The organism is Monashia sp. HAY1-5C (genome assembly GCF_056755255.1).
The window spans coordinates 1-26,796 of record NZ_JBPGXG010000029.1 but is presented as its reverse complement, the minus strand read 5'-3'; the positions used below and the strand labels follow the sequence as shown (position 1 = coordinate 26,796).

The 26,796-nt window shown below is 73.1% G+C and carries 26 protein-coding genes and 1 riboswitch; of the genes, 6 read left to right on the top strand and 20 right to left on the bottom strand.

All coding sequences use genetic code 11. The features are described 5' to 3' along the window. Positions 1-51 precede the first annotated feature (51 nt). The 3 genes from ACR9ZK_RS06730 to ACR9ZK_RS06720 all read right to left on the bottom strand — a co-directional run bounded on the left by ACR9ZK_RS06730 (position 52) and on the right by ACR9ZK_RS06720 (position 4,068). Entirely contained in the window at positions 52-1,239 is a 1,188-nt protein-coding gene (locus ACR9ZK_RS06730; RefSeq protein WP_481341118.1) for a Fic family protein, read from the bottom strand. Between the two features lie 84 nt (positions 1,240-1,323). Next, positions 1,324-3,255, bottom strand: a complete 1,932-nt coding sequence (locus tag ACR9ZK_RS06725; RefSeq protein WP_481341117.1) for an alpha-amylase family protein — start codon at positions 3,253-3,255, stop codon at positions 1,324-1,326. A 192-nt stretch (positions 3,256-3,447) separates the two neighbouring features. Continuing rightward, on the bottom strand, positions 3,448-4,068 hold the full coding sequence (locus ACR9ZK_RS06720) for an L-threonylcarbamoyladenylate synthase (RefSeq protein ID WP_481341116.1): 621 nt from the start codon (positions 4,066-4,068) through the stop codon (positions 3,448-3,450). Between the two features lie 25 nt (positions 4,069-4,093). On the opposite strand from ACR9ZK_RS06720, the gene ACR9ZK_RS06715 reads away from it, so the two are divergent. Beyond that, positions 4,094-4,519 carry a GNAT family N-acetyltransferase gene (locus ACR9ZK_RS06715; protein WP_481341115.1) on the top strand — a complete coding sequence of 142 codons (426 nt, stop codon included), beginning with the start codon at positions 4,094-4,096 and terminating at the stop codon, positions 4,517-4,519. Positions 4,520-4,526: 7 nt separating this feature from the next. After that, a complete protein-coding gene (lhgO, locus tag ACR9ZK_RS06710; RefSeq protein WP_481341114.1) occupies positions 4,527-5,729 on the top strand; it encodes an L-2-hydroxyglutarate oxidase in 1,203 nt (400 codons plus the stop codon). 20 nt (positions 5,730-5,749) lie between these two features. On the opposite strand, the gene ACR9ZK_RS06705 is transcribed toward lhgO, so the two are convergent. From ACR9ZK_RS06705 to ACR9ZK_RS06690, 4 genes are all read right to left on the bottom strand, one after another. Further along, the gene (locus ACR9ZK_RS06705; RefSeq protein WP_481341113.1) at positions 5,750-7,000 is read right to left on the bottom strand and encodes a Tle-like phospholipase domain-containing protein; all 1,251 of its coding nucleotides are present in this window, start codon (positions 6,998-7,000) and stop codon (positions 5,750-5,752) included. A gap of 82 nt (positions 7,001-7,082) precedes the next feature. Continuing rightward, on the bottom strand, positions 7,083-8,366 hold the full coding sequence (locus ACR9ZK_RS06700; protein WP_481341132.1) for an APC family permease: 1,284 nt from the start codon (positions 8,364-8,366) through the stop codon (positions 7,083-7,085). 138 nt (positions 8,367-8,504) lie between these two features. Beyond that, positions 8,505-9,140, bottom strand: coding sequence for a CE1759 family FMN reductase (locus ACR9ZK_RS06695; protein WP_481341112.1), 636 nt, complete (start codon positions 9,138-9,140; stop codon positions 8,505-8,507). After that, positions 9,137-10,336 (bottom strand): LLM class flavin-dependent oxidoreductase, encoded by a 1,200-nt coding sequence (locus ACR9ZK_RS06690; RefSeq protein ID WP_481341111.1) that lies wholly within the window; start codon positions 10,334-10,336, stop codon positions 9,137-9,139. The genes ACR9ZK_RS06695 and ACR9ZK_RS06690 overlap by 4 nt, the downstream gene beginning before the upstream one ends. A gap of 179 nt (positions 10,337-10,515) precedes the next feature. On the opposite strand from ACR9ZK_RS06690, the gene ACR9ZK_RS06685 reads away from it, so the two are divergent. Beyond that, entirely contained in the window at positions 10,516-11,370 is an 855-nt protein-coding gene (locus ACR9ZK_RS06685) for a TrmH family RNA methyltransferase (protein ID WP_481341110.1), read from the top strand. 38 nt (positions 11,371-11,408) lie between these two features. On the opposite strand, the gene ACR9ZK_RS06680 is transcribed toward ACR9ZK_RS06685, so the two are convergent. Together ACR9ZK_RS06680 and ACR9ZK_RS06675 are read right to left on the bottom strand one after the other, a co-directional pair. Continuing rightward, positions 11,409-11,948, bottom strand: a complete 540-nt coding sequence (locus ACR9ZK_RS06680; RefSeq protein WP_481341109.1) for a DUF1697 domain-containing protein — start codon at positions 11,946-11,948, stop codon at positions 11,409-11,411. A gap of 1 nt (position 11,949) precedes the next feature. Then, entirely contained in the window at positions 11,950-12,822 is an 873-nt protein-coding gene (locus ACR9ZK_RS06675) for a PhzF family phenazine biosynthesis protein (protein ID WP_481341108.1), read from the bottom strand. Positions 12,823-12,860: 38 nt separating this feature from the next. Here ACR9ZK_RS06675 and ACR9ZK_RS06670 point away from each other — a divergent pair, with 38 nt between their 5' ends. Beyond that, positions 12,861-13,490: a histidine phosphatase family protein gene (locus tag ACR9ZK_RS06670; RefSeq protein WP_481341107.1), complete on the top strand. Its 630-nt coding sequence runs from the start codon at positions 12,861-12,863 to the stop codon at positions 13,488-13,490. A 10-nt stretch (positions 13,491-13,500) separates the two neighbouring features. Here ACR9ZK_RS06670 and ACR9ZK_RS06665 read toward each other — a convergent pair whose 3' ends face one another. The 11 genes from ACR9ZK_RS06665 to clsA all read right to left on the bottom strand — a co-directional run bounded on the left by ACR9ZK_RS06665 (position 13,501) and on the right by clsA (position 24,457). Beyond that, positions 13,501-14,982 (bottom strand): glutamate-cysteine ligase family protein, encoded by a 1,482-nt coding sequence (locus ACR9ZK_RS06665; protein ID WP_481341106.1) that lies wholly within the window; start codon positions 14,980-14,982, stop codon positions 13,501-13,503. Between the two features lie 54 nt (positions 14,983-15,036). Further along, a complete protein-coding gene (gene gcvP / locus ACR9ZK_RS06660) occupies positions 15,037-17,982 on the bottom strand; it encodes an aminomethyl-transferring glycine dehydrogenase (protein ID WP_481341105.1) in 2,946 nt (981 codons plus the stop codon). 70 nt (positions 17,983-18,052) lie between these two features. Next, positions 18,053-18,153: riboswitch (glycine riboswitch) on the bottom strand. 108 nt (positions 18,154-18,261) lie between these two features. Further along, positions 18,262-18,846 (bottom strand): MerR family transcriptional regulator, encoded by a 585-nt coding sequence (locus tag ACR9ZK_RS06655; RefSeq protein ID WP_481341131.1) that lies wholly within the window; start codon positions 18,844-18,846, stop codon positions 18,262-18,264. Between the two features lie 180 nt (positions 18,847-19,026). Further along, a complete protein-coding gene (locus ACR9ZK_RS06650) occupies positions 19,027-19,551 on the bottom strand; it encodes a bifunctional nuclease family protein (RefSeq protein WP_481341104.1) in 525 nt (174 codons plus the stop codon). Positions 19,552-19,700: 149 nt separating this feature from the next. Continuing rightward, positions 19,701-20,420, bottom strand: a complete 720-nt coding sequence (ftsR, locus tag ACR9ZK_RS06645) for a transcriptional regulator FtsR (RefSeq protein ID WP_481341103.1) — start codon at positions 20,418-20,420, stop codon at positions 19,701-19,703. 8 nt (positions 20,421-20,428) lie between these two features. Then, complete coding sequence (locus tag ACR9ZK_RS06640; RefSeq protein WP_481341130.1) at positions 20,429-20,866, bottom strand: FHA domain-containing protein; 438 nt, start codon at positions 20,864-20,866, stop codon at positions 20,429-20,431. A gap of 294 nt (positions 20,867-21,160) precedes the next feature. After that, the gene (gene gcvH, locus ACR9ZK_RS06635; RefSeq protein ID WP_481341102.1) at positions 21,161-21,550 is read right to left on the bottom strand and encodes a glycine cleavage system protein GcvH; all 390 of its coding nucleotides are present in this window, start codon (positions 21,548-21,550) and stop codon (positions 21,161-21,163) included. 111 nt (positions 21,551-21,661) lie between these two features. Then, positions 21,662-22,492, bottom strand: coding sequence for a DUF881 domain-containing protein (locus tag ACR9ZK_RS06630; protein WP_481341101.1), 831 nt, complete (start codon positions 22,490-22,492; stop codon positions 21,662-21,664). Between the two features lie 2 nt (positions 22,493-22,494). Then, positions 22,495-22,827, bottom strand: a complete 333-nt coding sequence (locus ACR9ZK_RS06625) for a small basic family protein (protein ID WP_481341100.1) — start codon at positions 22,825-22,827, stop codon at positions 22,495-22,497. Beyond that, complete coding sequence (locus ACR9ZK_RS06620; RefSeq protein ID WP_481341099.1) at positions 22,824-23,849, bottom strand: DUF881 domain-containing protein; 1,026 nt, start codon at positions 23,847-23,849, stop codon at positions 22,824-22,826. The genes ACR9ZK_RS06625 and ACR9ZK_RS06620 overlap by 4 nt, the downstream gene beginning before the upstream one ends. Next, the gene (gene clsA / locus ACR9ZK_RS06615; protein ID WP_481341098.1) at positions 23,846-24,457 is read right to left on the bottom strand and encodes a cardiolipin synthase ClsA; all 612 of its coding nucleotides are present in this window, start codon (positions 24,455-24,457) and stop codon (positions 23,846-23,848) included. Before clsA ends, ACR9ZK_RS06620 begins: the two co-directional genes overlap by 4 nt. 82 nt (positions 24,458-24,539) lie before the next feature. On the opposite strand from clsA, the gene ACR9ZK_RS06610 reads away from it, so the two are divergent. Together ACR9ZK_RS06610 and ACR9ZK_RS06605 are read left to right on the top strand one after the other, a co-directional pair. Beyond that, complete coding sequence (locus tag ACR9ZK_RS06610; protein WP_481341097.1) at positions 24,540-25,967, top strand: YibE/F family protein; 1,428 nt, start codon at positions 24,540-24,542, stop codon at positions 25,965-25,967. A 57-nt stretch (positions 25,968-26,024) separates the two neighbouring features. Beyond that, positions 26,025-26,780 carry an acyltransferase gene (locus tag ACR9ZK_RS06605; protein ID WP_481341096.1) on the top strand — a complete coding sequence of 252 codons (756 nt, stop codon included), beginning with the start codon at positions 26,025-26,027 and terminating at the stop codon, positions 26,778-26,780. The last annotated feature ends 16 nt before the right edge of the window (positions 26,781-26,796 follow it).

The following is a 26,796-nucleotide window of genomic DNA, read 5'->3' as shown; positions in this document are numbered from 1 at the left end:
CATCATAATGTCGATTATGGGCGAATCATGTTGTGGCGCAATGGAACTCGATCACGGAACCCGACGGCCAAGGCCGGCGGCGTAGTCGTCGAGCGCGGCGAGCACATCAGGCGCCCGGTACACGCGGTTGCGCCGGTGTCCGGTCGACTCCACGACGATCTGGTCGCCGACGAGTCGCTGGATCGCGGACTGCGCGGTCGGCGCCGTGACGCCGAGCTCGCGGGCCACGACGCGCGCCGTGACGACGGGCTGGCGGACGAGGAGGTCGAGCACTGCCCGAGCGGTGGACCCCGCACGGGCCGTGAGGCGCTCCTCCCACTCCGTACGGACGTCTCGCAGCGCCCCGACGAGTCGTTCGCCGACGTGGGCCCCGCTGCGCGCGGCACCGGCGACACACCGCAGGATGGGCTCCGCGTCACCGGCCCGGTACGCGGTCAGGGCGGAGAAGTACTCGTCGCGGACGGCGAGCAGGCCGGCGGAGATGGGCACCGTGACCCGGTGGATCGCGCCGGTGTGCAGCAGCACCGAGTGCAGCAGGGCCCGACCGGTCCGGCCGTTGCCGTCGGTGAACGGGTGGATCGTCTCGAACTGGGCGTGCGCGAGGGCGGCCTGGGCCAGTGGCGGCAGGTCGTCGCGGTCCATGAAGGCGACGAGGTCGGCCACGAGGCCCGGGACGTCCGCGGCCACGGGCGGCACGTAGTCGGCCCGGCCGGGGTGCAGGGGTGAGCCGCCGACCCAGACCTGCTCGGTGCGCCACTCCCCTGCCGCGTGGCGGGCCTGCTGGGCCATGAGGGCCCGGTGCATCGCGAGGATCGCCGACTCGTCCAGGCGGCCGGCGAGGTCGAGAGCGGCCTGCATCGTCCGGACGTTGCCGAGGATGAGCGAGGCGTTCGCGCGGTCGCCCTCCCCGATCTCGGCCTCGGCGAGGGCTCGGGCCGAGGACGTGAGGTTCTCGATCTGCGAGCTCGCGGCGCTCTCCGAGCGCAGCAGGACCGCGGCGAACGGGGCGATCTCCCCCGCTCCGCCGGCGTCGAACGCGGCCAGCAGCCGGGTCGCCTCGTCCAGGTCCGCGGCCAGGTCCCCCGGCAGCATGAGCGGGGCGGCCGCCACGGCCGGGACGAGGGCCGCGTCGTAGGTGCGGGGCGTGGCTCGCAGCGCCCGGCGCGACAGGTCGAGCAGCCCTTCGATCGGCTGCCAGGGCACGCTGCGCCACCCGAGCGCGGGCCAGATGACCGCCATGTCGCCACCTCCTTGGTAAAGGTTATCGGACAACCTTTACCAAGGAGGTGGCCAGGGGTCCGCGTCCCTCGCGGCGGCGAGCCCTCAGACGGACGCGTCGACGACCCACCACGCGGCATACGGACTCAGCGCGGCCATGCCGTCCGGCCCGGCGTACACGGGGTGCCCGCCGAGCGCGTCGACCGGCTGTGCGATGCCCGCCTCGTGCAGGTGGCGCACCTCGACGGTGCGCCACGTCGGCGTCACGTTGTAGACGCCGACCATCGGCCCGCTCGGGTGCGAACGGACGACGACGAGCACACCGTCGTCGGTGTCGGCGACGACGGTCACCGGCGCCGAGGCGTGCAGCTGCGGCAGCCCGGCCCGCACCCGGGCCAGGTGTCGCAGGCCCTGGAACACCTTCCCCGCGTCGGTCGACAGGTCCCCCCGCCGGGCGGCGACCTCCCAGTCGAGGCGTTCACGGTGCGCCCAGCGGTTGTCGTCCTCGTGACCCGGCTCGAGGTCCCACAGCGGGTCGTTGGGCAGGCCGAGCTCGTCACCGCTCCACACGACGGGGATACCTCCCCAGCCGGCCACCACGGCGTGCGCGAGGAAGAGACGCGCCAGGCCGAGGTCTCGCTCGAGCCGGTCGCCGTCGTCCTCCCCGGCCTGCAGCCCGGTCAGGGCGGCGGCGGTGCCGCTGATCCGCTTGTCCCCGGTGAGCGGATTGGCCTGGAACACCAGGCCGCGCGCCCAGGACCCCGGGAACTCGCCGGCATACCAGTCGGACAGGAAGCGCCGGTGCGCGAAGCCGTCGAGCCCGGCCCGCGCGGCGTCCTCGTCGTCGATGGCCCAGCCGATGTCGTCGTGGCAGCGGACGTAGCAGATCCACGTGCCGCTCGGGGGCGTCGGCGGCAGGGCGGCGAGCGCGACCCGGGCCAGCGTCGTGCTACCCGTGGCGAGCATCGACCAGACCTGGACCATGAGGCTGTTGTGATAGGCGAGGTCGCTGACCCGGCCGGCGTGGGGTCCCAGGCCGAGGTACTGGACGAGGTCGCGCGGGCCGACGATCGCCTCGGCCTTGAACGCGAGCGCCGGGCACGCGATGCGCGCCACCGCGCGAAGCGCCTGGGCCACCGCGTGCACCTCCGGCTGGTTCTGGCAGTTGGTGCCGAGGCGCTTCCACGTGAAGGCGATGGCGTCGAGCCGGAGCACCTCGACTCCGAGGTTGGCCAGGTGCAGGACGATCTCCGCGTACTCGACGAGGACGTCGGGGTTGCCCCAGTCGACGTCCCACTGCCACTCGTTGAACGTCGTCCAGACCCACGCTCCGAGCTCGTCGTCCCACGTGAAGTTGCCGGGCGCGAAGTCGGGGAAGACCTCGGGCAGGGTGCGCTCGAACGCGTCGGGCATGACGCGGTCGGGGTAGATGTGGAAGTAGTCGCGGTAGTGCTGCTCCCCCGCGCGGGCGCGCCGGGCCCACTCGTGCTCGCGGGCGACATGGTTCAGGACGAGGTCGAGGACGAGCGAGATGCCCTCGGTGCGCAGGGCGCGGGTCAGCTCGCGAAGGTCCTCGACGTCGCCGAGGTCGGGTCGCACGCGTCGGTAGTCGGCGACGGCGTAGCCGCCGTCGTTGTCGCCGTCACGCGGCAGGAGCAAGGGCATGAGGTGCAGGTAGGTGACGCCGAGGTCGCGCAGGTAGTCCAGGTGGCCGGCGAGGCCGCGCAGGTCCTCGGCGAACCGCTCGGTGTAGCAGGCGTAGCCGAACATGTCCGGCTGCTGGAGCCAGTCCGGACGCAGGAGGCGCTTCTGGTCGAGGCGCCGCAGCTCGGGGTCACGGTCGCGGAAGCCGGCGACGGCCCGCCCGATGAGCCGCAGCGCCAGCGCGGACACGTCGCGCCCGGGGTAGAGCGTGGCGAGCGCCGCGACGAGGTCGTCGGTCCAGCGGTCGAGCCGCAGCCGGATCGTCTCCCGCTCGGCAGGGTCGAGCCCCGCGAGCAGTGCCGTCATCGACTCCTTCGTCGGCGCGTGGCTCATGGCCCGATTGAACCCCACGCGGCGACGCGGCGACAGTGGGGACCACGCGAGCGCGGCCCGTGTCGCAGCCAGGTCCGCAGCCAGGTCCGCAGCCAGGTCCGCAGCCAGGTCCGCAGCCAGGTCCGCAGCCAGGTCCTTGTCGGCGGGGTCGATGGCAGCGCGACAGCGGCGACCGGAGCGCGCCGCACGCGCTCACGCGAAGGGCGAGGGGTCACCGGCCCCCACCCGCGTCACCTCGGGGTGGCCCTCGGACCAGTCGACGACGGTGGTCGGCTCGAGTCCGCACTCCCCCGAGTCGATGACGGCGTCGACCACGTGGTCGAGGCGGTCCTTGATCTGCCAGCCGTCCGTCATCGGCTCGTCGTCGCCGGGCATGAGCAGGGTGCTCGACAGGACCGGCTCGCCCAGCTCGCGGAGCAGCTCGCGCACGACGGGATGCTCGGGGATGCGGACGCCCACGGTCTTCTTCTTCGCGTGCAGGAGGCGGCGCGGCACCTCGCGGGTCGCCGGCAGGATGAAGGTGTAGGGCCCGGGCGTCGCGGCCTTGACGGCGCGGAACACGGCGTTGTCGAGGTGGACGAGCTGGCCGAGCTGCGCGAAGTCCGCGCAGACGAGCGTGAAGTGGTGCTTGTCGTCGAGCTGCCGGATCCGCAGGATGCGCTCCTTGCCCTCGGGGTTGTCGAGGGTGCAGCCCAGGGCGAAGCAGGAGTCGGTCGGGTAGGCGACCAGGCCGCCGTCGCGCAGCACCTGGACGGCCTGGCGGATGGCTCGAGGCTGGGGGTCCACCGGGTGGACGTCGAAGTACTTCGCCATGACGCCACCCTGCCATGCTGGGCCCATGACCGAGCCTGCCAGCCCCCCGGAGGACGGCCGCCCCGTCGCAGCCACCGACCCGGCACCGGCACCGCCGGACGTCGATGCCGACCGTTTCACCGTCGTCGACGCGACCGCCGCCGGACGCTGGGAGGTGCGCGACGGTGAGCGCGTCGTCGGCATCGCCCAGTACGAGGTCGTGCCGGGCCACGACGGGCGTCCCGACCGCGTCGTCTTCTTCCACACCGAGGTGCGCCCCGAGCTGGAGGGCCACGGCCTGGCGAGCCGGCTGGCGCGGACGGCCCTCGACGCGACGATCGAGTCAGGACGCGTCGTGGTCGCCCTGTGCCCGTACATCCGCGCCTGGGTCGCTCGGCACCGCGAGCCGTACGCGGCGCACGTCGTCCCGGCCACGCGGGCCGACGTCGAGGCCGTCGAGCAGAGCGGGTGACCGGAGTGTGAGCCGGACGCACGTCGCGGTCGTCGGCGCCGGCATCGTCGGTGCCGCGGTGGCGCGCCGGCTCGTCTCGCTCGACCCGCGTCCCGTGGTCACGGTCGTCGAGAAGGAGGCCACGCCCGGCCGGCACCAGACCGGCCACAACAGCGGGGTGGTCCATGCCGGCGTCTACTACGCGCCGGGCTCGGACAAGGCACGCCTCTCGCGTCAGGGCGTGCGCAGGCTCTCCGCGTACTGCCGCGAGCGCGGCCTGCCCTACGACGAGCTGGGCAAGGTCGTCGTGGCGCTCGACGCCGAGGAGGAGCTGCGGCTGCGGGAGCTCGAGCGACGGGCCCGCGCCAACGGCGTCCCCGGCCTCGAGCGTCTGGGGCCCGACGGCTTGCGAGCCGTCGAGCCGCACGTCGCCGGACGCGCCGCCCTGCTGTCCCCGACGACCGCCGTCACCGACTTCGGCGCGGTCGCGCGGTCGTTCCTCGAGGACGCGTCGCGCGCGGGTGCCACGCTCGTCACCGACTTCGACGTCGTCGACGTGCGCCGAGGGGGCTCGGAACCGGTCCGGCTGACCGCGTCCGACGGCCGGGTGGTCACCGCCGACGTCGTGGTCCTCGCGGCCGGTCTGGGCGCCGACCGGCTCGCGGTGCTCGGGGGTGACGGCCCCGACCCGCGCATCGTGCCCTTCCGTGGCGAGTACCTGCGCCTCCGTCCGCAGGCGCGCCACCTCGTCAAGGGCCTCGTCTACCCGGTCCCCGACCCGCGGTACCCGTTCCTCGGCGTGCACCTCACCCGGCGCACCGACGGCGAGGTGCTCCTCGGACCCAACGCCGTCCTGGCCACCGCCCGCGAGGGCTATCGTCGTGGCGACGTCGACCTCGACCAGCTGCGCCGGCTCGCGGCATCACCCGGGTTCCGACGCTTCGCGCGTGCCAACGTGCGCACCGGGCTGCACGAGCTCGCGGGCTCGCTCAGCCGGCGGACGTACGTCGCCCGGGTCCGTCGGTACGTGCCCGAGCTGCGGACCTCGGACGTCCTCACGGCCCCGGCCGGCGTACGGGCACAGGCCATGGACGCCGACGGCTCGCTCGTGGAGGACTTCCGCTTCAGCCGCGTGGGCCCGGTGTTCTGCATCCGCAATGCGCCCTCCCCCGCCGCCACCGCGTCGTTGGCCATCGCCGACCTCGTCGTCGACCGCCTCGGCCTGACCTGACCACGCGTGCGGCGGCGGGCTCACTGCTTGCCGAACCAGGTGCTCGCCTCCATGGCCTCGATGACCGACGGCGCCTGGTGCTCGTGCACCGACCAGCTGCCGAGGTCCACGGCGACGTCGACGACACCGACGACCGGGCTCACGGCCGCCCAGCCGGACACGGACACGCGCGGCGGCTCGGCCGGGTCGAGCGCGATCTGGGTGCCGAGCGCGTCGGGCGCCAGGACGTTGTCGCCGATGCCGAACGGCACGTGGTCGACGAAGGAGCCGAGCGGGTTCTGCAGGGTCGTGAGCAGCTCACCGCGCACGTGGTAGTTGCGCACCTGGCCGGCGGCGATGCCGACGTGCCCGCCCCCGAGCGCGGCGGCGGCGAGCAGCGTGTTGGGGTGCACGCCGGCGGCGTTGAAGGTGACGGCGGGCTGTCCCGTGGCCGCCGCGGCCGTGCTGGCCAGCCCGCCGCCGAGGGAGTGCCCGGTCAGGACGAGGTGGTCCGGTCCGACGGCGGAGTCGAGGTCCCGGGCCAGGCGGATGGCCTGCAGGTGCTGGGTGCTCAGCTGCCCGGTGCCCTGCTGGATGTTGGTGGCCCAGTCGCCGACGCTCGTCGGGTCGGTGCCGGCGAACGCGAGGACGTAGCCGCCGTCGCTGTCGGCGTACACCTGGGCCTGGAAGCCACCCGGTCCGGTGAGCCGCGACGGGTCGATGCCGAGCGCGCGCAGGTCGTCGTCGGCCACCGCGACGAACCGTTCGGTGCCCGTCCCGTCGTAGACGCCCCGCGCCAGCCGGGCCAGCTCGAGGTCGACAGGACGCGGCTCGGTGCCGCGCGTCTCCTCGGCGAGCGGCCGTGGCTCGGGTCCACCCGGCCCGGTCGGCGGGGGCCCGGGTGTCGGCCCGAGACCACCGAACGGCCAAGGCACCCACGGGGTGCGGCCTCCGGCACCACCGGCACCGCCGGCAGTGCTCGCTCCGGCTGGACCGCTCGCGGCGCGTTGGCCCCGGGCGTTGTCGCGCACCCTGGTCGCCAGGTCGTCGAGCCGCGTCCCGAGGAGGGACAGCTGGGTCGCCGCGCGCTGCCAGTCCTCGGTCAGGCGGTCGGCGTCGTCGCCGCCCCAGGCCTGCCCGAGCATCGAGACCGCACGGGACGCGTCGATGCGGACCCCGTCGACGTCTCGTGCACTACGGGCGAGCTCGACGGCCACCCGGTCGAGCGCCTCCGGATCGGCCCCCTTGCGGTAGAGCACGGCACGCACCTCCTCCAGCAGCGGTGCGGTCACGCTAGGGCCCCGGGGGTCAGGGGTCCATGGGGAGCGGTCCCCGGCGTGTGCCATCCGGTCGCCGCCCGGGCGTGCACGACGCTCAGGAGGGTCCGGCCCGCCTCGCGCGGACCACGACGAGCCGGCCGAGCAGGCCCGCCGCGAGCACCCCGACACCGGCGACCAGGGAGCCCAGCGGGACCGCCCAGGCGAGGGCGAGGCAGCCCACGAGGCCGAGGACCGCCACGGCCCGCGGATACCGCCGGTGCTCCGACGTCTGGGTCAGCGCCGCTGCGTTGGCCACGGCGTAGTAGGTCAGGACGCCGAACGAGGAGAAGCCGATGACGCCGCGCAGGTCGGTGAGCAGGACGAGGACGATGACGAGGGCACCGAGGGTCAGCTCCGCCACGTGCGGCACGGCGAACCGGGGGTGGACGGCCGACAGCCGGCGGGGCAGGTCCCCCTCCCGGGCCATCGCCAGCGCCGTCCGGCCGACCCCGGCGACGAGGGCGAGCAGCGCGCCGAGCGTCGCGACAGCGGCCGCGGCAGCGGTGACCCACACGAGCCACCCGTCCGGCCCCTGCGCGACCGAAGCCGCGGTGCGAACGGGTGCCGGCGACGCCGCCGTGGCGGTCGGTCCCAGCACGTGCAGCAGCAGCGCGCCGGTGAGCGCGTAGATCGGCACGACGACGGCGAAGCTGAAGGCGACGGCGCGCGGGATCGTCCGGGAGGGGTCGAGCACCTCCTCGCCGAGCGTGGCGACGCGCGCGTAGCCCGCGAAGGCGAAGAAGAGCAGGGCTGCGCCCTGGAGCACACCGCCGAGGCCGGCGGAGCCGGACGCAACCTGTGCTGAGTCGACGGGCGGCGCGTCCCACCTGAGCACGGCGCCCGAGACGAGCACGACGGTGAGCAGGACGAGGACGACCGTGACGAGCGCGCGGGTCAGGGCGGCCGTGCGGGTGATGCCGCGGTAGTTGACGCCGACGAGCGCGGCGACGGTGACGGCAGCAACGGGGCGCTCCCAGGTGGGTGGGACGACGTAGGCGGCGAAGGCGAGCGCCATCGCCGCGCAGCTGGCCGACTTGCCGACGACGAAGCCCCAGCCGGCGACGAAGCCCCACCACGGTCCGAGTAGCTCACGGCCGTAGACGTAGGTGCCGCCCGACGTGGGGTACTGGGCCGCCAGCTGGGCCGACGACGCCGCGTTGCAGAAGGCGACGAGCCCGGCCAGCAGCAGCGCACCGAGCAGCCAGGAGCCGGCCGATGCGGCGGCAGGCGAGAACGCGGTGAACAGGCCCGCGCCCACCATCGAGCCGACGCCGATGAGGGTCGCGTCGGTCGTCGTCAGGCGGCGGGCGAGGGCGGGCCCGGGTCGGCTCCCCGGCATGGACGTCACGGCCCGAGTCTGCCCGTTCCCGCGTCCTCTGCGCCGAATGGGCCGGGCCCGTCCCGCCGACGCCCCGGAGCCGCGACCCGTCGTGGGCCGCGGCTCCGGCGTGCGTCCACCGCTTCGGCGGTCAGGCGCTCAGGCGCTCAACCCGTCGAGCAGCGCCGCGAACGGCGTGACGTCCTCGAAGGGGTCGATGCGCTCGCGTCGCGGCGCGCCCGACACGAGCCCGGCGAAGGCGGCACCCGCGCGCGTGATGCGCTCGCCGAGCCGGCCGGCCTCGACGCTGCCCCAGTCCTCGGACGCCGCGAAGACGGCGACCGGGGCGACGAGGGCGCCGAGGTGGGCGAAGAGGGGCCGCAGCGCGTGGTCGATCGCCAGCGAGTGGCGGGCCGTGCCCCCGGTGGCGCCGAGCAGGACCGGCGTGTCCCGCAGGGCGTCCTTGGGCAGCACGTCGACGAGCATCTTGAACAGCCCGCTGTAGGAGGCTGCGTAGACCGGCGTGGCGACGATGACGGCGTCCGCCCCGGCGATGGCGTCGAGCCGCGACTGCAGCTCGGGCGCCGCGAAGCCGGTGAGGACGTTGTCGGTCAGCTCGTGGGCGATGTCGCGCACCTCGACGACCTCCACCACGACCTCGCGGGGGGCGAGGGCGCGTACGACGGCCTCGGTGAGGCGGTCGGCGAGCAGCCGCGTCGAGGACGGCTGGGTCAGTCCGGCCGTGACGACGGCGAGGTGGACCGGCCGGCGCAGGTCGGTGGGACGGGTGGTCATCGGGTCACCTCCACGGTGGTCTCGGTGGGCTCGGTGGTCTCGGTGGGCTGGGCGTGCGCCGCGTCGGGCGAGGCGCCGGTGACGTCGTCGGCGGGGGCGTACACGGTGGCGTCGTGCGCGCCACCCGCGGCCGCGACGAGGCCGGCGTGGGTCGGGGCGTCCGGCACGTGGGCCGGCTTCAGGGCGGCGAACTCCTGGCGCAGGACGGGCACGACCTCCTCGCCGAGGATGTCGAGCTGCTCGAGGACGGTCTTGAGCGGCAGTCCGGCGTGGTCCATGAGCCAGAGCTGGCGCTGGTAGTCGCCGACGTAGTCGCGGAACCCGAGGGTGCGCTCGATGACCTCCTGCGGGCTGCCGACGGTCAGCGGCGTCTGGGCGGTGAAGTCCTCGAGCGACGGCCCGTGGCCGTAGACCGGCGCGTTGTCGAAGTACGGACGGAACTCGCGGACCGCGTCCTGGCTGTTCCTGCGCATGAACACCTGACCGCCGAGGCCGACGATGGCCTGGTCGGCGGTGCCGTGGCCGTAGTGCTCGAAGCGCCGGCGGTACAGCTGCACCATCTGGGCGGTGTGGCTCGCGGGCCAGAAGATGTGGTTGGAGAAGAAGCCGTCACCGTAGTACGCGGCCTGCTCGGCGATCTCCGGGCTGCGGATCGAGCCGTGCCAGACGAACGGCGGCACGCCGTCGAGCGGGCGCGGCGTCGACGTGAAGCCCTGCAGCGGGGTGCGGTAGCTGCCCTGCCAGTCGACGACGTCCTCGCGCCACAGCCGGTGCAGGAGCGCGTAGTTCTCGATGGCCAGCTGCAGTCCCTCGCGGATGTCCTTGCCGAACCACGGGTACACCGGGCCGGTGTTGCCACGGCCCATCATGAGGTCGACGCGGCCCTCGGCCAGGTGCTGGAGCATCGCGTAGTCCTCGGCGATGCGCACGGGGTCGGTCGTCGTGATGAGGGTCGTCGACGTCGACAGGATGATCCGCTCGGTCTGGGCCGCGATGCTGGCCAGCAGCACGGGCGGGTTGCCCGGGGCGACGAAGGGCGGGTTGTGGTGCTGCCCGGTGGCGAAGACGTCGAGCCCGACCTCCTCGGCCTTCTTCGCGATGGCCACGGTGGCCTTGATCCGCTCGTGCTCGGTCGGCGTCCGCCCCGTGGTGGGGTCGGTCGTGACGTCGCCGACGGTGAAGATCCCGAACTGCATGGCTCCCAGCTCCTTGGTTGTTGAGAATTCAACTTGCAGAACGCGGGACCTCCCCGGCCCATTCCCGGCCTCGGGTCCGGGCCCATCATGCCTGCGTCTGCGGCCACCACGGACGGGCCGGGCACCGGCACCGTGCCGAGCGCGCCGGGCCCTCACCCTGCCTGTGACATCCTGACGCCGTGACCTCGCAGGACCCACGCACCACCCGCCCGGGCACCGGCCACCCGGGCCAGGCCGAGCCCGTGTCCCCCAAGGACCGGTTCATCACCGTCTACGGGCGAAACCCGGTCCACGAGGTGCTCCTCGACGCCGGCCTGCACGTCGACAAGGTCGTCGTCGCCGAGGGGGTCCGCGGATCCGGCATCCGCGAGATCGAGCAGGCCGCCCGCCGTCGCGGCGTCCCGGTTCAGCGGGCCAGCGCCGAGCGCGTCAAGAAGCTGGCCGGCAACGGGCGCCAGGACCAGGGTGTGCTCGCCGACGTCGTGGCGCCGCGGATGCGTCCCCTCGACGCGGCGCTCGCCGCGCTCGTCGCGGGGCAGGGCCTCCCGGCCGGCGCGTTCGGGGAGCCCGCGACCACGCTCGGCGCCGTTCTCGTCCTCGACGGCATCACCACACCCGCGAACGTCGGCATGATCCTGCGGTCCGCGACCGCCGCCGGGGTGGACGGCGTCGTCGTCCCCCGTCGCGGGGTCGCCTCGCTCGACCCGCTGGTCGTCAAGGCCTCGGCCGGCGTCGCGTTCCGCGCGCCGATCCTCAAGACCGCCACAGCCGCCGAGGCCGTGGCCACCCTCAAGGACCACGGCTTCCACGTCGTGGGGCTCGACGCGTCCGGTGACGACGACCTCTTCGCGGCGCACCTGCCCACGCCGGTCGCGTTCGTCCTCGGCAGCGAGACGGCCGGCCTGTCCCCCGACGTCGCACGGCTCGTCGACACGTGGGTCTCGATCCCGATGGCCTCGGGGGTCGAGTCGCTCAACGTGTCGGCGGCCGCGGCGGTCGTCTGCTTCGAGCTGGTCCGCCGGTCGCGCCTCTGACGCGCGCCACGAATCAGCGCATCCGCGCCGGTCGGGCCTCAGGGGCACCACCTGTCGGCGAGGGCCCGGACCACGGTGATGCTGCGGGCGGTGCCGACGGCGCCGGTGAGCCGCTCGATGCGGGCGTGGGTCAGCCGGGCGCCCTGCACGCCGTCGGACAGGAACAGCACGATGTCGGTGCCGAGGACGCGGGCCGCCTCGGTCGGTACGTCCCAGGCGTGCAGCGCCTCGACGCCGTCGGGATCCAGGTCGCCGGTCATGAACGTGACGTAGCGTCGGGCGTCGGGCGCGATGGGCGAGTCCAGCTGCTCGGCCTCCTCGGCGAGCCGGCGCAGCTGCGCCGGCGTCCGGACGACGACGGGCACGTCGAACCCGAACGCGTCGCTGATGAGTCGGTGCAGCTCCTTCTCGACCTTGGCGGCGCTGCGCATCGGCGAGGTGACCTTGACGTTGCCGGTCTGGATGTGGGTCTCGACGTCGCGGAAGCCGTGCTCCGACAGCACCTGTCGGAGTCGCTCCATGCGCACCTGGCGCTTGCCGACGTTGACGGCCCGCAGGAAGCCGATGTAGACACCCACCTCAGCGCTCCCGTCCCGCCGCGGTGGCGTCGCGGCACGTGCCCGCGCCGACCCGCTCGACGCGGCCACCGACGTGCACCCCTCCGGCGGCGTCCACCTCGAGGACGAGCCGGGACGGACGCCCGACCGCGGCGCCCTGGCGCACCTCGATCACCGCGTCGCGCCGGCCCTGCTCGGCCAGCCACCCGCCGAGGTTGGCGCAGGCGGAGCCGGTGGCGGGGTCCTCGGCGACCGCAGACCCCTGGGTGAAGAAGAGTCGGGCCTCGATGCTGCCCGGGCCGGTCCAGGCCCACACGTAGACGTGCGGCGGGTGACCCGGGGACGCCATGTGCCGGGCCATGAGCCGCGGGTCGGCGACGCAGGCCCGCACGTCCTCGACGTCGCGCAGGCGCACGATGAGCTGCTCGACGCCGGCGTCGACCCACGACGCCTCGACCACGGCCGCCTGCTCGAGCCCGAGGGCGGTGGCCAGGTCGGCCGGGCTCGCGTCGACCGGGCGGGTCCGGGCGGTCGGTGCGTCGAGGCGCCAGCCGCCCTCGACCCGCTCGACCGGGATGCGCCCCGCGGGCATGGTCAGGTCGACCCGGTTCGGCGGACGGCCGCTGACGAGCCCGGCGACGACCTCCGCGGTACCGAGCGTCGGGTGGCCGGCGAACGGCATCTCGTGGTCGGGGGTGAAGATCCGCACCGACGCCTCGCCCGCGCCGTCCTGCCCCGTGACGAACGTCGTCTCGCTGAGGTTGAACTGGCGGGCCCACCGCTGCATCGCGGCCTCCCCCAGGCCCCCGGCGTCGGTGAAGACGCACAGGGGGTTGCCCGAGAACGGGTCGCCCTCGACGGCGAAGACGTTGAGCAGCTCGAACGGCAGGTCCATGGGGCGAGTCTGCCCGAGCAGGTGCGAGGATGGCGCCCATGGCCCAGCGCGACAGCGCCGTTCCCGGCGACCTCTACCTGTTCCGGCACGGCGAGACCGAGTGGTCGCTCACCGGCCAGCACACCGGCACCACGGACCTGCCGCTCCTGCCCGAGGGTGAGCAGGCGGCCTGCGAGCTCGCCGACATCCTCCGCGCGCGCACCTTCAGGCGGGTCCTCGTCTCGCCGCTGCAGCGCGCCCGTCGCACGGCCGAGCTCGCCGGCCTCGGCGACTTCGAGGTCGAGCCGCTCCTGCGCGAGTGGGACTACGGCGCCTACGAGGGCATCACGACGAAGCAGATCAGCGCCGAGGTCGGCCACCCGTGGGAGGTGTTCGTCGACGGCGTGAAGCCCGGTGTCACACCCGGCGAGACCGTCGAGCAGGTCGCCGCACGGGGCCAGCAGGTCATCGACACGGTGTGGCCCGACCTCCAGGAGGGGAACGTCGCGCTCTTCGGGCACGGCCACGCCCTGCGCGTCCTCACCGCGGTCTACCTCGGTGTCGACCCGCGCTTCGGCCAGCAGCTGGTCCTCGACGCCGGGTCGATGAGCGTCCTGACCCACCATCGGTCGACGCGCTGCATCGGCTCGTTCAACCTCTCGCCCTGGCGGCTGCTCAAGGACGCCTGAGGCCCACGCGTCAGGGCAGCTCCCACGTGTGGACCGGCGCGTTGGCGCTCATCCCCTCGATGTAGCGCGCGAGCATCTCGCGCAGCGCCTTGTCGCGGGTCAGGCCCTGCGCCTCGAGCCGGGCGACGCACTCGGTCTGCCACGAGGCGCCGTTGACGCCGTTGAGGCAGCGCTGCTCGATGATCGTCAGGTACCGGTCGCGGACCGCCGCCGACACGCCCCAGCGGTCGAGGCCCTCGTGGGCCATCGGCAGCAGCCGGCGCAGGACCAGCTCGGTCGTCGGCACCTCACCGAAGCCGGGCCAGTACGTCCGGGCGTCGATCCCGAGCCGCGCGCCCTCCTCGAAGTTCGCCTCCGCGGCCGAGAAGCTCATCCGGGTCCACACCGGACGGTCCTCCTCGGCGAGGTAGCGCAGGGTCCCGTAGTAGAAGGCCGCGTTGGCGAGGACGTCGGCGATGCTCGGCCCGGCCGGCAGCACCCGGTTCTCGACCCGCAGGTGCGGGCGGCCGCCGACGATGTCGTAGATGGGTCGGTTCCAGCGGTACACGGTGCCGTTGTGCAGGCGCAGCTCCTTTAGCGCGGGCACCTCACCGCGCTCGAACACCTCCTCGGGCTCCTCGTCCGAGATCTCCGGCAGCAGGGCCGGGAAGTAGCGGACGTTCTCCTCGAAGAGGTCGAAGATCGAGGTGATCCACCGCTCCCCGAACCAGACGCGCGGCCGGACGCCCTGGTTCTTCAGCTCGACCGAACGGGTGTCGGTGGACTGCGTGAACAGCGGGATGCGGGTCTCCGCCCAGAGCCGCTGCCCGAGGAAGAACGGCGAGTTCGCGCCGAGGGCCAGCTGGGGGCCGGCGAGGACCTGCGCGGCGTTCCAGTGGTCGGCGAACCGCTCCGGCTGCACCTGCACGTGCAGCTGGATCGAGGTGCACGCCGACTCCGGCGCCAGGCTGTCGGAGTAGCGGGCGATGCGCTCGCCGGTCGGGCCCTCGAGCTCGAGCCAGACGTCCTCGCCGCGCGCGTCCAGGACGGCGTTGTTGAGAGCCGCGTAGCGGATGTTCTCGCTGATCCAGTCGCCCTCGAAGTGCTCGGCCATGATCGTCGGCAGGATGCCGATGGCCACGATGCCGACGCCGAGGTCGGCCGCGCGCGCCGAGGCCTGGTTGAGCGACTCGCGCAGGTGCTGCTCGAGCTCGAGCGCCGAGTCCCCGGGCAGCGGGCGCGGGTGGACGTTGAGCTCGATGTTGTAGCGGGCGAGCTCGGTCTGGAAGTTCTCGTCGGCGATCTGCTCGAGGACGACCTTGTTGTCGAGCTTGGGCCCGAGGTCCTCGGAGACGAGGTTGAGCTCGATCTCGAGCCCGGTCATGGGCCGGTCGAACTCGAACTCGCTCTTGCCGAGCATCCGTTCGAACACGTCGAGGTCGCGGCGGACCTTCTCCCGGTACTGCTGCCGCTGCTCCCGGGTGTACCTGGCCTGCTCGACGTCGGCGCCCACGAGCCGAGACAACCACACTCGCGGGCTCGACGCGAGAAATTCCCCCGGGGTGTTTCAGCCCTCGAACGCCTCCGGCGGCGGGCAGGAGCACACGAGGTTCCGGTCGCCGTAGGCGCCGTCGATGCGGCTCACCGGCGGCCAGTACTTGTCCGGTGCGGACACGCCGACGGGGAAGGCGGCCGTCGCGCGGTCGTAGGGGTGGTCCCAGTCGCCCGCGAGACGCATCGAGGTGTGCGGCGCGTGCCGCAGGACGCTGTCGGCCACCGCCACCTCGCCGCGACCGACCTGCTCGATCTCCTCGCGGATGGCGACCATCGCGTCGCAGAAGCGGTCCAGCTCGTCGAGGTTCTCGGACTCGGTCGGCTCGACCATGAGCGTGCCGGCGACGGGGAAGCTCATCGTCGGCGCGTGGAAGCCGTAGTCGATGAGGCGCTTGGCGACGTCGTCGACCGTGACACCCGTGCGGGCCGTGAGCGCCCGCAGGTCCAGGATGCACTCGTGCGCGACGAGGCCGTCGGTGCCGGAGTAGAGGACCGGGTAGTGCTCACGCAGCCGTGCGGCGACGTAGTTGGCGTTGAGGACAGCGGTCTGCGTGGCGTGCCGCAGGCCGGCACCCCCCATGAGCCGGACGTAGGCCCACGAGATCGGCAGGATGCTCGCCGAGCCGTAGGGCGCCGCCGAGATCGGGCCCACCCCGGTCGCGGGACCGGCCTCGGGTGCGAGCGGGTGGTTGGGCAGGTGCGGCGCGAGGTGGGCGCGCACGGCGACCGGTCCGACGCCCGGGCCGCCGCCGCCGTGCGGGATGCAGAACGTCTTGTGCAGGTTGAGGTGGCTGACGTCGGCGCCGAACCGGCCGGGCTGGGCCAGGCCGACGAGCGCGTTGAGGTTGGCGCCGTCGACGTACACCTGGCCGCCCGCGTCGTGGACGAGCTCGCACAGCTCGGTGATGGTGTCCTCGTAGACCCCGTGCGTCGAGGGGTAGGTGACCATGATCGCGGCGAGGTCGTCGCGGTGCGCCTCGATCTTGGCGCGCAGGTCGTCCATGTCGACGGTGCCGTCCGCGGCGGTCTTGACGACGACGACCATCAGTCCGGCCATGACCGCCGACGCGGCGTTGGTGCCGTGGGCGCTCGCCGGGATCAGGCAGACCCGGCGGTGGCCCTCGCCCCGTGCCTGGTGGTACGCGTGGATCGCGAGCAGTCCGGCGAACTCGCCCTGCGAGCCGGCGTTCGGCTGCAGCGACACGGCGTCGTAGCCGGTGATCTCGCACAGCCACGCGGCGAGCTCGTCGATGAGGGCGCGGATGCCCTCGGACTGGTCGGCCGGGGCGAACGGGTGCAGGTTCGCGAACTCCGGCCAGGTGATGGCCTCCATCTCGGTGGTCGCGTTGAGCTTCATCGTGCAGGAACCGAGCGGGATCATGCCGCGGTCCAGCGCGAAGTCGCGGTCGGCGAGGCGGCGCAGGTAGCGCAGCATCGCGGTCTCCGAGTGGTGCGCATGGAAGACCGGGTGGGTCAGGAACTCGGACGTGCGCTCGAGCTGCCTCGGCACACCGGTCGCCACGCCGGCGTCGCCGGCCTCGCCGTGCGATGCCGGCTCGGCGACGTCGGACGCGTCGAGGCCGAGGGCGGCGAGGACGGCGGACACCGTTGCGGCCGTGGAGGTCTCGTCGAGGCTCAACGAGACACGGTCGGTGTCGACGCGGCGCACGTTCATGCCCCGGTCGGCGAAGGCGGTGACCACGTCGTCGGCGCGGGAGGGCACGACGACCGTCAGGGTGTCGAAGAAGGCGGTCGTCTCGACGTCGACGCCGCCGGCCACGAGGCGCGCGCGCAGGCCCGCGGTCAGGCCGCCGACGCGGCGTGCGATGCCGACGAGGCCCGCCGGACCGTGCCACACCGCGTACATGCTCGCCATGACGGCGAGCAGCACCTGCGCGGTGCAGATGTTCGAGGTCGCCTTCTCGCGTCGGATGTGCTGCTCGCGGGTCTGCAGCGCCAGGCGGTAGGCCTGGTGGCCGTCGGCGTCGATGGAGACGCCGACGAGGCGACCGGGCAGTTGGCGCTCGAGACCCCGGTGCACCGACATGTAGCCGGCGTGGGGGCCACCGAAGCCCATCGGCACGCCGAACCGCTGGGCGCTCCCGACGGCGATGTCCGCGCCCCACTCCCCCGGAGCCGCGACGAGCGTCAGGGCCAGCAGGTCCGCGCACGCGGTGACGAGGCCACCCGCGGCATGCACCGCCTCCGCGAGCGTCGACCAGTCGTGCAGCTGCCCGGACGCGTCGGGGTACTGGACCACGACGCCCGCCACCGGGGCGCCGCCGGCCGCCGCGGCCAGCGCCTCGGTATCGCTGACCGAGCGCAGGTCGGTGACGACGAGGGGCAGCCCGATGGCCTCCGCACGGGTGCGCATGACGGCGATGGTCTGCGGGAAGACGAGCTCGTCGACGAGGACGACGGCCTCGGCCTTGGCTCGGGTGGCCCGGTGCATCAGCGACATCGCCTCGGCCGCCGCGGTGGCCTCGTCGAGCAGTGACGAGCCGGCGACGTCGAGGCCGGTGAGGTCGGTGACGACGGTCTGGAAGTTGAGCAGGGCCTCCAGCCGGCCCTGGGAGATCTCCGGCTGGTACGGGGTGTACGCGGTGTACCAGGCCGGGTTCTCGAGCACGTTGCGGCGCACGACCGGCGGGGTGACGGTGCCGTAGTAGCCGAGGCCGATGAGCGAGGTGAGCACGGTGTTGCGCGAGGCGAACCGACGCAGCTCGTCGATGACGGCGCTCTCGCTGGCGGCCGCCTCGAGGCGCAGCGGGGTCTGCTCCCGGATGGCGCCGGGAATGGCCCGGTCACAGAGGGCGTCGAGGCTCGGCTGGCCCACCACGTCGAGCATCCGGGCGACGTCGTCCGCGCGCGGACCGACGTGCCGGCCGACGAAGTCGGCGAAACCGTCGGCGGGGGTGGTGGGCGTCGGGGTCGCGGCGGCGAGCTGGTCGGTCGACATGCGGGGCTCCTGGTGGGGATGAGCGGATGACACACGCTCCCCGTCTGTCGCCCGAGAGCTCCAGAGGTGCCTGGCCCGCGTGGTCCTGGCGCCTGAGAGGTTCCGGGGAATGTTGCCCCTTCGGCGCCTCGCAGGTGGTGGACACCTCGAGGACTCTCCCACGCAGGGTGATCGGCACACCAAATCTAGCAGCCGACGCCCGAGGGCCCGTCCCGGACGTGCCGGGTGGGCCCTCGTGGACGGCGCGACGTGCTGCGGTGCCTGGTGCCTGCCGCGCCCTCAGGCCATCCGGCGCGCGTGGCGGCGAGCGGTCAGCTCGTCACCGGGGTGCTCGGCCGGGGCGTCGTCGTCCGGCCGCTCGCTCGGCAGCTGGGCGAGCTCGCCCTCGACCTCGCGCCACACGCGTCCGACGGCGATGCCGAAGACCCCCTGCCCGCCCTGGACGAGGTCGATGACCTCGTCGGCGGACGTGCACTCGTAGACCGACGCGCCGTCGCTCATCAGGGTGATCTGGGCGAGGTCCTCGACGCCGCGCTCGCGCAGGTGGCCGATGGCCACCCGGATCTGCTGCAGGGAGACGCCGGTGTCGAGGAGCCGCTTGACGACCTTGAGCACGAGGATGTCGCGGAACCCGTAGAGGCGCTGGGTGCCGGAACCGGTCGCGCTGCGGACCGAGGGCTCGACGAGGCCGGTCCGGGCCCAGTAGTCGAGCTGCCGGTAGGTGATCCCGGCCGCTCGGCAGGCCGTGGGGCCGCGGTAGCCGATGTCCTCGGCGAGGACGGGCAGGTCGTCGGTGAAGAGCAGACCTTGGGCGCCGCTGGGCACCGTGCGACCCGGTTCGGGTGCGTTCTCCATGGCGGCCATGCCGTCCTCCTCGGGCTGAGCCTGCGCGACGTGCGCAGACGACATCGGGATAACTACACACACGTCGTTATCCGACGGTAGGACTCGGGTAGGTGGGCGTCAATCACCGGGCGGCTGCGGCGTCGGCGTGTCGCCGTTGCCGTCGACCACTTTCACCTTCGACCTCAACGTGAAGGTTGGTCACTCCCCCTGGCCCGGCTGCCCCGGCCGGTCGGGGTCCCCACCCGGCTCGTCGCCGGCGGGCCCGTCGAAGTCCTCCGCCGAGACGTGGTCGAGGAACTCCTTGAACCGCTCGACCTCGTCGTCCTCCTCGGAGCTGACGACGATGGCGGCCTCGTCGAGGATCGCAGGGTCGACGAGCACCGGTGACCCGGTGCGCAGGGCGAGGGCGATGGCGTCGCTCGCCCGAGAGCTGATCTCGATCGAGCCGTCGACGATGAGCGCCGCGTGGAAGACCGAGTCCTTGAGGGCGACGATGCGCACCTCGGTCAGCTCGTGGCCGAGGACTGCCAGGACGTCACGAAGCAGGTCGTGCGTCAGGGGGCGCGGCGGGACGACGCCCTGCTGGGCGTAGGTGATCGCCGCAGCCTCGGCAGCACCGATCCAGATCGGCAGGTAGCGGCCTCCGTCGCGCTCGCGCAGCAGCACGATCGGGTTGTTCGTCGGCATCTCGACCCGGACGCCCAGGACATCGACCTCTCTCACTCCTCCACCGTACCCCGCGCGTGCCCTCGCGTCGGGGGGTCCTGCGGGTCGGCGGCGGGATCACGGGCGCGCTCCCACAAGCCGATCCACCCGCCGATGCGCCTGAGAGAGACTGTGCACCGGCCCATCGACCAGCCGCTCCGGGCGGCTCAGCGGGCGAGGCCCGCCTTGACGAGCGCGACGTGCAGGGCGATGCACGAGGCCGCGATCTCGGCCGCCCGCTCGGGGCGCGTGTCGTCGTCGCGGTGGGTGGCCAGCACCTGGTCGACGAGCCCGATCTCGCGGTCGGCCGCGGTGCGGAAGGGCCGCAGGTGCCGGGGCTCGAGGCCGTGCGCGGCCAGCGCGTTCGCGGCCGCCGCGACGGCCAGCTGGTCCTGCGCGTAGTGCCCCGAGGCGTCGGGCACGAGCAGGCCGAAGGACTCGAGGGCGTGCAGCGTCGCCCGGTCGATGCCGGTGGCCTCACGCAGCTCCGGCCCGGTGAGCGTGACCCCCGATCGCGGGAGGAGCACGGACGCGTCCGGCACGTCGGGGTCGGTGACCGGCTCGGGCGGGCGGGGGCGCCCTCCCCCGGTGCCGGCGTCCGTCAGGCCACGGTCGAGCGCGTCGAGCGCCTCACGGATGACCTTGAGCGGCCAGAACCGGTCGCGCTGGGCCGCGAGGACGTACCGCAGCCGCTCGACGTCCGTCTCCGAGTAGGTGCGGTAGCCGGACGCCGTGCGGTGCGGCGTCACGAGGCCCTCGGCCTCGAGGAAGCGGATCTTGGACGCCGTGGCGTCGGGGAACTCCTCGGAGAGCGCGGCGATGACCTTGCCGATGGTCAGGCGTGGCCCCGAGGCCGGGTCGGCCTCGCCCGTCGTCCCCGTGGGCATCCCGTCGGTCAGGCGGCGTAGTAGACGAGGCGGAACTTGCCGATCTGCACCTCGTCGCCGGTGTGCAGCGGTGCCTCGTCGATGCGCTCGCGGTTGACGTACGTCCCGTTGAGGGACCCGGCGTCGCGCACGACGTAGCGCTCACCCTGCTTGACGAACAGGGCGTGCTTGCGGGACACGGTGACGTCGTCGAGGAAGATGTCGGAGTCGGGGTGGCGCCCCGCCGCGACCTCCTGGTCGTCGAGGAGGAAGCGCGCACCGGTGTTGGGGCCGCGCAGGACGACGAGCAGGGCCGTACCCGGGCGCAGCGCCTCGATCGTGGCCTGGTCCTCGGCGGTCAGCCCGCGCGGGTCCAGGTGCTCGGCGTCCTGGGCCGGGACGCCCTGGAACCGCATGGTGCGCGGCTCGACGTTCGTGTCGTCGGAGTCGAAGTGGTCGCTCGACATGCGGTCCTCCTGGTTCTGGGAGTCGGAGCTCGGGTCGTCCCGGTCAGGCGTGCCGTGATCGTCGTCGCTCGACATGCCGTCCTCCTCCGTCGTGGGGGCGAAGCGGGCGTCACCACTCTAGTTGACGCCTGTTCCCGTCGCGCCCGCCGACGCGCCTGCCGGACACCGACCGGCGTGTACGGGCCGGTCGGTGCGTACAGGCCGGTCGGGCGTGACGGGCAGGACGGGCCGCACGTGAGGGGGCGTGCGGGTGTCGCGGATGCTACCGGTCGTTCCGGTGGGGCACGTGGGACGTCAGGACAGCGAGGCGGTGTACGCCGAGGCGTCCATCAGGCCGTCGACGGCCGCGGCGTCGCTCGGGCGCATCTCGAACATCCAGCCCTCGCCGTACGGGTCGGAGTTGATGAGCTCGGGCGAGGCGTCGAGGGCCGGGTTCACGGCGGTGACCTCACCGTCGAGCGGGGCGTAGATGTCGCTGACCGACTTCGTCGACTCGACCTCTCCGCACGAGTCCCCGGACGCGACGGAGTCACCCACGGCCGGGAGCGAGACGTACACGACGTCCCCGAGGGCGTCCTGCGCGAAGGCGGTGATGCCGATGCGCACGACCCCGTCGTCGCCCACCCGGACCCACTCGTGGTCGCTGGTGTAGCGCAGGTCGGCGGGGTACTCGAGGTCGCTCATGTCGCTCCTAGCTCGTCGCTGAGGTGGTCAGGGGGTGAGGCTCACGTGTCGTCGCTCCACCGGCAAGGGAGAGGATGCCACGTCGCCGGCGAAGCGTCAGCGACCGGGCGGTCACTCGACCGGCTTCGCGTGCGTCAGCGGGCGCGGCTCGTGGACCGAGGTGATCTGGATCGACTCCGACTCGATGACGCTCGCGTTGGCGCCCTTCTGGCGAACCGTCTCGACGATCCCGCCCGGGATGGTCATCGCGGACGAGAGCGTCTTGGCGTCGCCGATGGCCTTGATCTCGATGGGGCGGGTGATCGCCTTGCCGTCCACGAGCAGGTCGCCGCCGGCGTCACCGACGAACGAGGAGGCGACGACGCGGACGCCACCGACGTCGATCGACTCGGCACCCGCGTCGCGCAGCTCCTGGATGATGTCGAGCACGACCGGACCGGTGACCTGCTTGTCGGGGTCCGAGACGGTCAGGATGATGCCCTGGCCGGTGGCGCCGATGGTGCCGGCGAGGATCCCCAGCGTGTCGACGCGCTTCTGGGCCTGGTCGAGGGCCTCCGCGGCGGTGCCGGTCCCGCTCTTGAGCCGGTCGCGGGTCGCCTCCAGCTCGCGGACCTGCTGGTCGAGGCGCGAGGACTTGACCGAGATGTCGTCGAGGACGCGGACGAGGTCGGTCTGGCTCAGCTGGTCCAGTCCCCGCTCGTTGGTCAGCTGCACCTGGGCCGCGATGCCGGCGCCGAGGAGCACGGCGAGCAGGGCCCCGAGGAGGTTGGCTCGCGTGGCCCGTGGGCGGGACATCGCGAAGAGGCGGTGCCAGGCCGCCCTGCCCTCGACGGGCTGACGGGCCGGCTCGGGTGGCTCCGGGACCGCTGCCGACTCGGGAGTCGACGCGGACGGCTGGGACGACTCGGGCGTCCCGTCGGGCTGGCGTTGGCTACGGCTCATCGTCAGGCCCTGAACAGGTGCCGCCGGATCGAGGCGACGTTGGAGAAGATCCGCACACCGAGCACGACGACCACGCCGGTCGACAGCTGCGCGCCGACGCCGAGCTGGTCGCCGAGGAAGACGATGAAGGCGGCGACGACGACGTTCGACAGGAACGACACGACGAACACCTTGTCGTCGAAGATCCCGTCGAGGACGGCCCGGATGGCCCCGAACACCGCGTCGAGTGCCGCGATGACGGCGATGGGCAGGTACGGCTGGAGCCACACCGGCACCGACGGGTGCAGGAACAGACCGATCGCCAGGCCTGCGAGCAGTCCGACTACGGGGATCACGGGGTCTCCTGACTGTTGCCGCCGAGGCTCGTCGTCGGTACGGCGGATCGATCGGTGGCGATGCCGCCGGGTCGGTCGGTGCCCGCGCCCGGGCCGGCCGGCGGCGTGCCGGCCGCGGCCTTGCGCTGTGGGGTGACGCCAGGCGTCGAGGTGGTGGCCGAGCCCGACGGCGTCAGGGGCCGGGCGACCTCGAGGTGGGACGCGGAGTCGGCGGGGACGGTGAGGCTGTCGGCGACCTTGAGCACCGAGCGGATCTTGAACTCCTGGGTCAGCTGCGACAGGTAGACCCCCGCGAAGGACTGCTCGAACAGCTGCTGCATGCCGGTGCCGTCGCCGAGCGCGGTGACGACGTAGGGACGGGCGAGCGGTCGGAAGTCGACGATGATCGCCTGACCGGCGAACCGGATGGCGGCCGTCGAGCTGAGCCGGTGTCCGTTGACCGAGATCGCCTCCGCGCCGGACCCCCACAGCCCGTTGACGATGATCTGGAGGTCGGCCGACGTCACCCGGCCCTGCTCGAAGCCGCTGCTCGGGCGCGACCCGGCATCGCCGCCCGCCTCGGTGGACGCGGCGTCGTCGAGGGTCAGCGTCAGCCCGGGCCCGGTGAGGGCCACGGTGCCCGCCTGGACCTCGAGCGCTGCGATCTGGCCGCTGAGGTCACCGCCGCCGCTCTGCTGCAGGGCCAGCGCCTCGTAGTCACGCACCTGCCGCGTCAGCGTCGTGATCGCGGTCTCCTGCGCGTTGGCCTGCTTCTGGAAGTCCTCGATGCGGCTGACGAGCTGGGCCTTGAGCTGTGCCGCCGCGGTGGGTTTGGGCCTCAGCGACAGGGCGGCGACGGCGAAGAGAAACCCGGTGAGCACGGCCAGCACGACGACGAGAGGCGTGCGGTACGAGGTCGACCTCGGCAGTCCCTGCGCGGCCCGTCGCTCGGCGGCCTGCTGGTACCCCGGGTCGAGGGGTCGCTCGAGCATCGAGGTGATCAGCGTCATCGAGGCGTCGGGCCGCCGCGCGCCGGTGCTCACGTGCTCACCGCCCGGGCACGCTCGCGCAGGACGATCCGCGCGTGGATGCCGTAGAGCACCGCAGCCAGCCAGTAGAGCGTGATGCCCCACCACGCGAAACCCCAGCCGATCGGCCGGGCGAGGTCACCGAGCCAGTCGTCGCGGTTGGCGAGCAGCAGCAGCGGGAAGGCGTACAGGAGGTTGAACGTCGCGGCCTTGCCGACGTAGTGGACCGGCAGGCCGAGCTGCCCGCGGAGTCGCAGGAACAGCAGCATGACGCCCATGACGGCCTCGCGCCCGAGGAGCACGATGACGACCCACCACGGAATGAGATCGCGCCAGGCCAGCCCGAGCAGCGTGGTGAGGATGTAGAGCCGGTCGGCGATCGGGTCGAGGAACTGGCCGAGGCGCGACTCCATGTCGAACGACCGGGCGATCTTGCCGTCGAGGTAGTCGGTGATCCCGGAGAGCGCGAGCAGGAGCAGGGCCAGCCCGTCGCGTCCGGCGAGGATCGCCCAGAGGAAGACCGGGACCCCGAGGAGGCGCAGCACGGACAGCGCGTTGGGGATCGTCAGGAGCTCGTTCGACACGACGTGCGCGCGGTCCGCCGCGTCCTTCTGCTCACCCACGGCGGTCAGCCTAACGGGCACCCTCGGGCCCGGCGCGCCACGCTTGGCATCGATCCGGACACGCTGTGCGACACTCCGGACCATGTCCGGCGGTCACAGCCACAGCGCCCTTCCAGGTACCCCCGAGCGGCAGCAGGACGTGTCCGTCGGCGTCCTCGCCCGTGTCGCGCTGACGACCTTCGTCGTCCTCGCCGCGGCCGCGACGCTCTTCGGCATCGTGCGGTTCTGGCCCTCCGACCACGGTGCCCTCGGGCGTGTCGGCACGACCGACTTCGCCGCGCCGGGGGTCACCTTCCCGCTGGCCGAGGTGCTCGAGGTGCTGCCCGCCTGTGAGGGTCAGGACGCGTCCACCGGCGCCCGGCCGGCGGCCGGGCAGGGGGGTGACGTCGCCGAGGCAGGCGCCACCTGCGGGGCCGTCCGGGTGCAGCTGGAACACCCGACCGCGTCGTCCGGGGACGTTCATCCGACGGTGACCGTCGCCGTACCTCCGGCGGTTTCCCAGTCGGGGCTGCGCGCCGGCGACACCGTGCAGCTGCTGAGGACTCCCCCTGCGCAGGGCCAGCCGGAGGGCTTCTCGTTCCTGCAGGTCCAACGGGGTGCCCCGCTCTCGCTCATGCTCGGCCTCTTCGTGCTCGTGGTCGCGGTCGTCGCGCGCTGGCGAGGCGTCCTGGCCCTGGTCGGGCTGGGAGTCGGCGGGCTCGTCGTGGCCCGGTTCATGCTCCCGGCTCTGCTCGAGGGGCAGTCCGGCCTCCTCGTGGCGGTCGTCGGCAGCTCGGCGATCATGTTCGTCGTCCTCTACCTGGCGCACGGGCTGTCCGTCCGCACGAGCACGGCCCTCGCCGGCACGCTCTTCGGCGTCGGCATCACGGCCGCTCTGGGCCTGCTCGGCGTCGACCTGGCCCGCCTGAGCGGCGTCGCCGACGACGAGGGCGCGACGCTGTCCTCGTTCGTCACGACCCTGCACCCGCAGGAGCTGCTGACGTGCGCCATCATCGTGGCCGGGCTCGGCGTCCTCAACGACGTGACGATCACGCAGTCCTCCGCCGTCTGGGAGCTGCGTGCCGCCGCGCCGGGGATGGGGCGTCGCGAGCTGTTCCGCTCCGGGATGCGCATCGGTCGGGACCACATCGCCTCGACCATCTACACCATCGTCTTCGCCTATGCGGGTGCCGCGCTGCCGGTGCTCATGCTGCTCTTCCTCTACGAGCGGCCGGTCCTCGACCTGCTGCAGACCGAGTCGCTCTCGGAGGAGGTCGTGCGCACGCTCGCGTCGGCGATCGGCCTCGTCCTCGCCGTTCCCGTCACGACGGCCATCGCCGCGCTCACCGTCGGTGCCGCCGATCAGCCGGCCGGCACGCCTTCGCCGGCGGTGGACGACCGCGACGGGACAGGGGCGCACGGTCCGAGCGCGGTCGCCATCGAGCGCGCCGTGAGCGGCCCTGCCCCGCCACGCACCCGGGCGGAGGCGCGAGCCGGGGCCCGCTCGCGCGGTGGCCGCGCGGGCGGCTGAGCCGCGAGTCGTGCCGTGCCTGCGGGGCGACTCGGCCGCGCCACTATGCTCCCCGCCATGGCTGTCATCACCGTGCTCGAGACCTGGCAGGACGACCGGGGCAACCGGATCGAGTTCGAGGGTCGCGTCGACGCGAACGTCAAGATCAAGTTCACCGGGTCGAACAACACCCTGCGCATCGCCTCCCCCTTCCGCATCGGCAAGCTGGTCGTCGACTTCGACTGCGACGACGGCCTGTGCGAGATCGGGCCGAGCCAGGGTGTTCCCGCGCTCATGGGCGCCATCCGCGTGGGTGACGGCGCGACGGTCCGCCTCGGCAGCAACGTCTCCACGACGACCACGGTGTCGATGTCGGCTGCCGAAGGGGCGACGATCACGCTCGGCGACGACGTCATGATCGCCTCCGACGTCCAGGTGCGCGCTGACGACGGCCACCCGATCTTCGACGTGCGCACGGGCAGGCGGGTCAACACGCCACGCGACATCACCATCGGCAGCCACGTCTGGCTCGGCCTCCAGTCGTGCGTGCTGGGGGGCGCGGTCATCGGCGACGGCACCGTCGTCGGCATGCGCTCGATCGTGACGCGTCGGCTCCCCAACAACGTCATCGCCGCGGGCGTCCCGGCACGGGTGGTCAAGCGTGACATCGCCTGGGAGCGTCCGCACCTGACGCTGACCAAGCCGTGGCGCAAGCCGGACGCGTCCACTCTCAGGAAGTCGACGGCCTACTGGAACCCCACCATCGACACGCAGGCCGCGCCGGTCGGTGCAGGCGGCCGGGCGCTCCGGGCGCTGTCTCTTATACACATCTGACGCTGCCGACGACGGA

What these genes read in the sequence shown, in the direction of transcription:
- ACR9ZK_RS06730 (WP_481341118.1), bottom strand. Translation starts at nt 1,239, where the DNA reads ATGGCGGTCATCTGGCCCGCGCTCGGGTGGCGCAGCGTGCCCTGGCAG.
- ACR9ZK_RS06725 (WP_481341117.1), bottom strand. Translation starts at nt 3,255, where the DNA reads ATGAGCCACGCGCCGACGAAGGAGTCGATGACGGCACTGCTCGCGGGG.
- ACR9ZK_RS06720 (WP_481341116.1), bottom strand. Translation starts at nt 4,068, where the DNA reads ATGGCGAAGTACTTCGACGTCCACCCGGTGGACCCCCAGCCTCGAGCC.
- ACR9ZK_RS06715 (WP_481341115.1), top strand. Translation starts at nt 4,094, where the DNA reads ATGACCGAGCCTGCCAGCCCCCCGGAGGACGGCCGCCCCGTCGCAGCC.
- ACR9ZK_RS06700 (WP_481341132.1), bottom strand. Translation starts at nt 8,366, where the DNA reads ATGCCGGGGAGCCGACCCGGGCCCGCCCTCGCCCGCCGCCTGACGACG.
- ACR9ZK_RS06695 (WP_481341112.1), bottom strand. Translation starts at nt 9,140, where the DNA reads ATGACCACCCGTCCCACCGACCTGCGCCGGCCGGTCCACCTCGCCGTC.
- ACR9ZK_RS06690 (WP_481341111.1), bottom strand. Translation starts at nt 10,336, where the DNA reads ATGCAGTTCGGGATCTTCACCGTCGGCGACGTCACGACCGACCCCACC.
- ACR9ZK_RS06675 (WP_481341108.1), bottom strand. Translation starts at nt 12,822, where the DNA reads ATGGACCTGCCGTTCGAGCTGCTCAACGTCTTCGCCGTCGAGGGCGAC.
- ACR9ZK_RS06670 (WP_481341107.1), top strand. Translation starts at nt 12,861, where the DNA reads ATGGCCCAGCGCGACAGCGCCGTTCCCGGCGACCTCTACCTGTTCCGG.
- gcvP (WP_481341105.1), bottom strand. Translation starts at nt 17,982, where the DNA reads ATGTCGACCGACCAGCTCGCCGCCGCGACCCCGACGCCCACCACCCCC.
- ACR9ZK_RS06655 (WP_481341131.1), bottom strand. Translation starts at nt 18,846, where the DNA reads ATGGCCGCCATGGAGAACGCACCCGAACCGGGTCGCACGGTGCCCAGC.
- ftsR (WP_481341103.1), bottom strand. Translation starts at nt 20,420, where the DNA reads ATGCCCACGGGGACGACGGGCGAGGCCGACCCGGCCTCGGGGCCACGC.
- ACR9ZK_RS06640 (WP_481341130.1), bottom strand. Translation starts at nt 20,866, where the DNA reads ATGTCGAGCGACCACTTCGACTCCGACGACACGAACGTCGAGCCGCGC.
- gcvH (WP_481341102.1), bottom strand. Translation starts at nt 21,550, where the DNA reads ATGAGCGACCTCGAGTACCCCGCCGACCTGCGCTACACCAGCGACCAC.
- ACR9ZK_RS06630 (WP_481341101.1), bottom strand. Translation starts at nt 22,492, where the DNA reads ATGAGCCGTAGCCAACGCCAGCCCGACGGGACGCCCGAGTCGTCCCAG.
- ACR9ZK_RS06610 (WP_481341097.1), top strand. Translation starts at nt 24,540, where the DNA reads ATGTCCGGCGGTCACAGCCACAGCGCCCTTCCAGGTACCCCCGAGCGG.
- ACR9ZK_RS06605 (WP_481341096.1), top strand. Translation starts at nt 26,025, where the DNA reads ATGGCTGTCATCACCGTGCTCGAGACCTGGCAGGACGACCGGGGCAAC.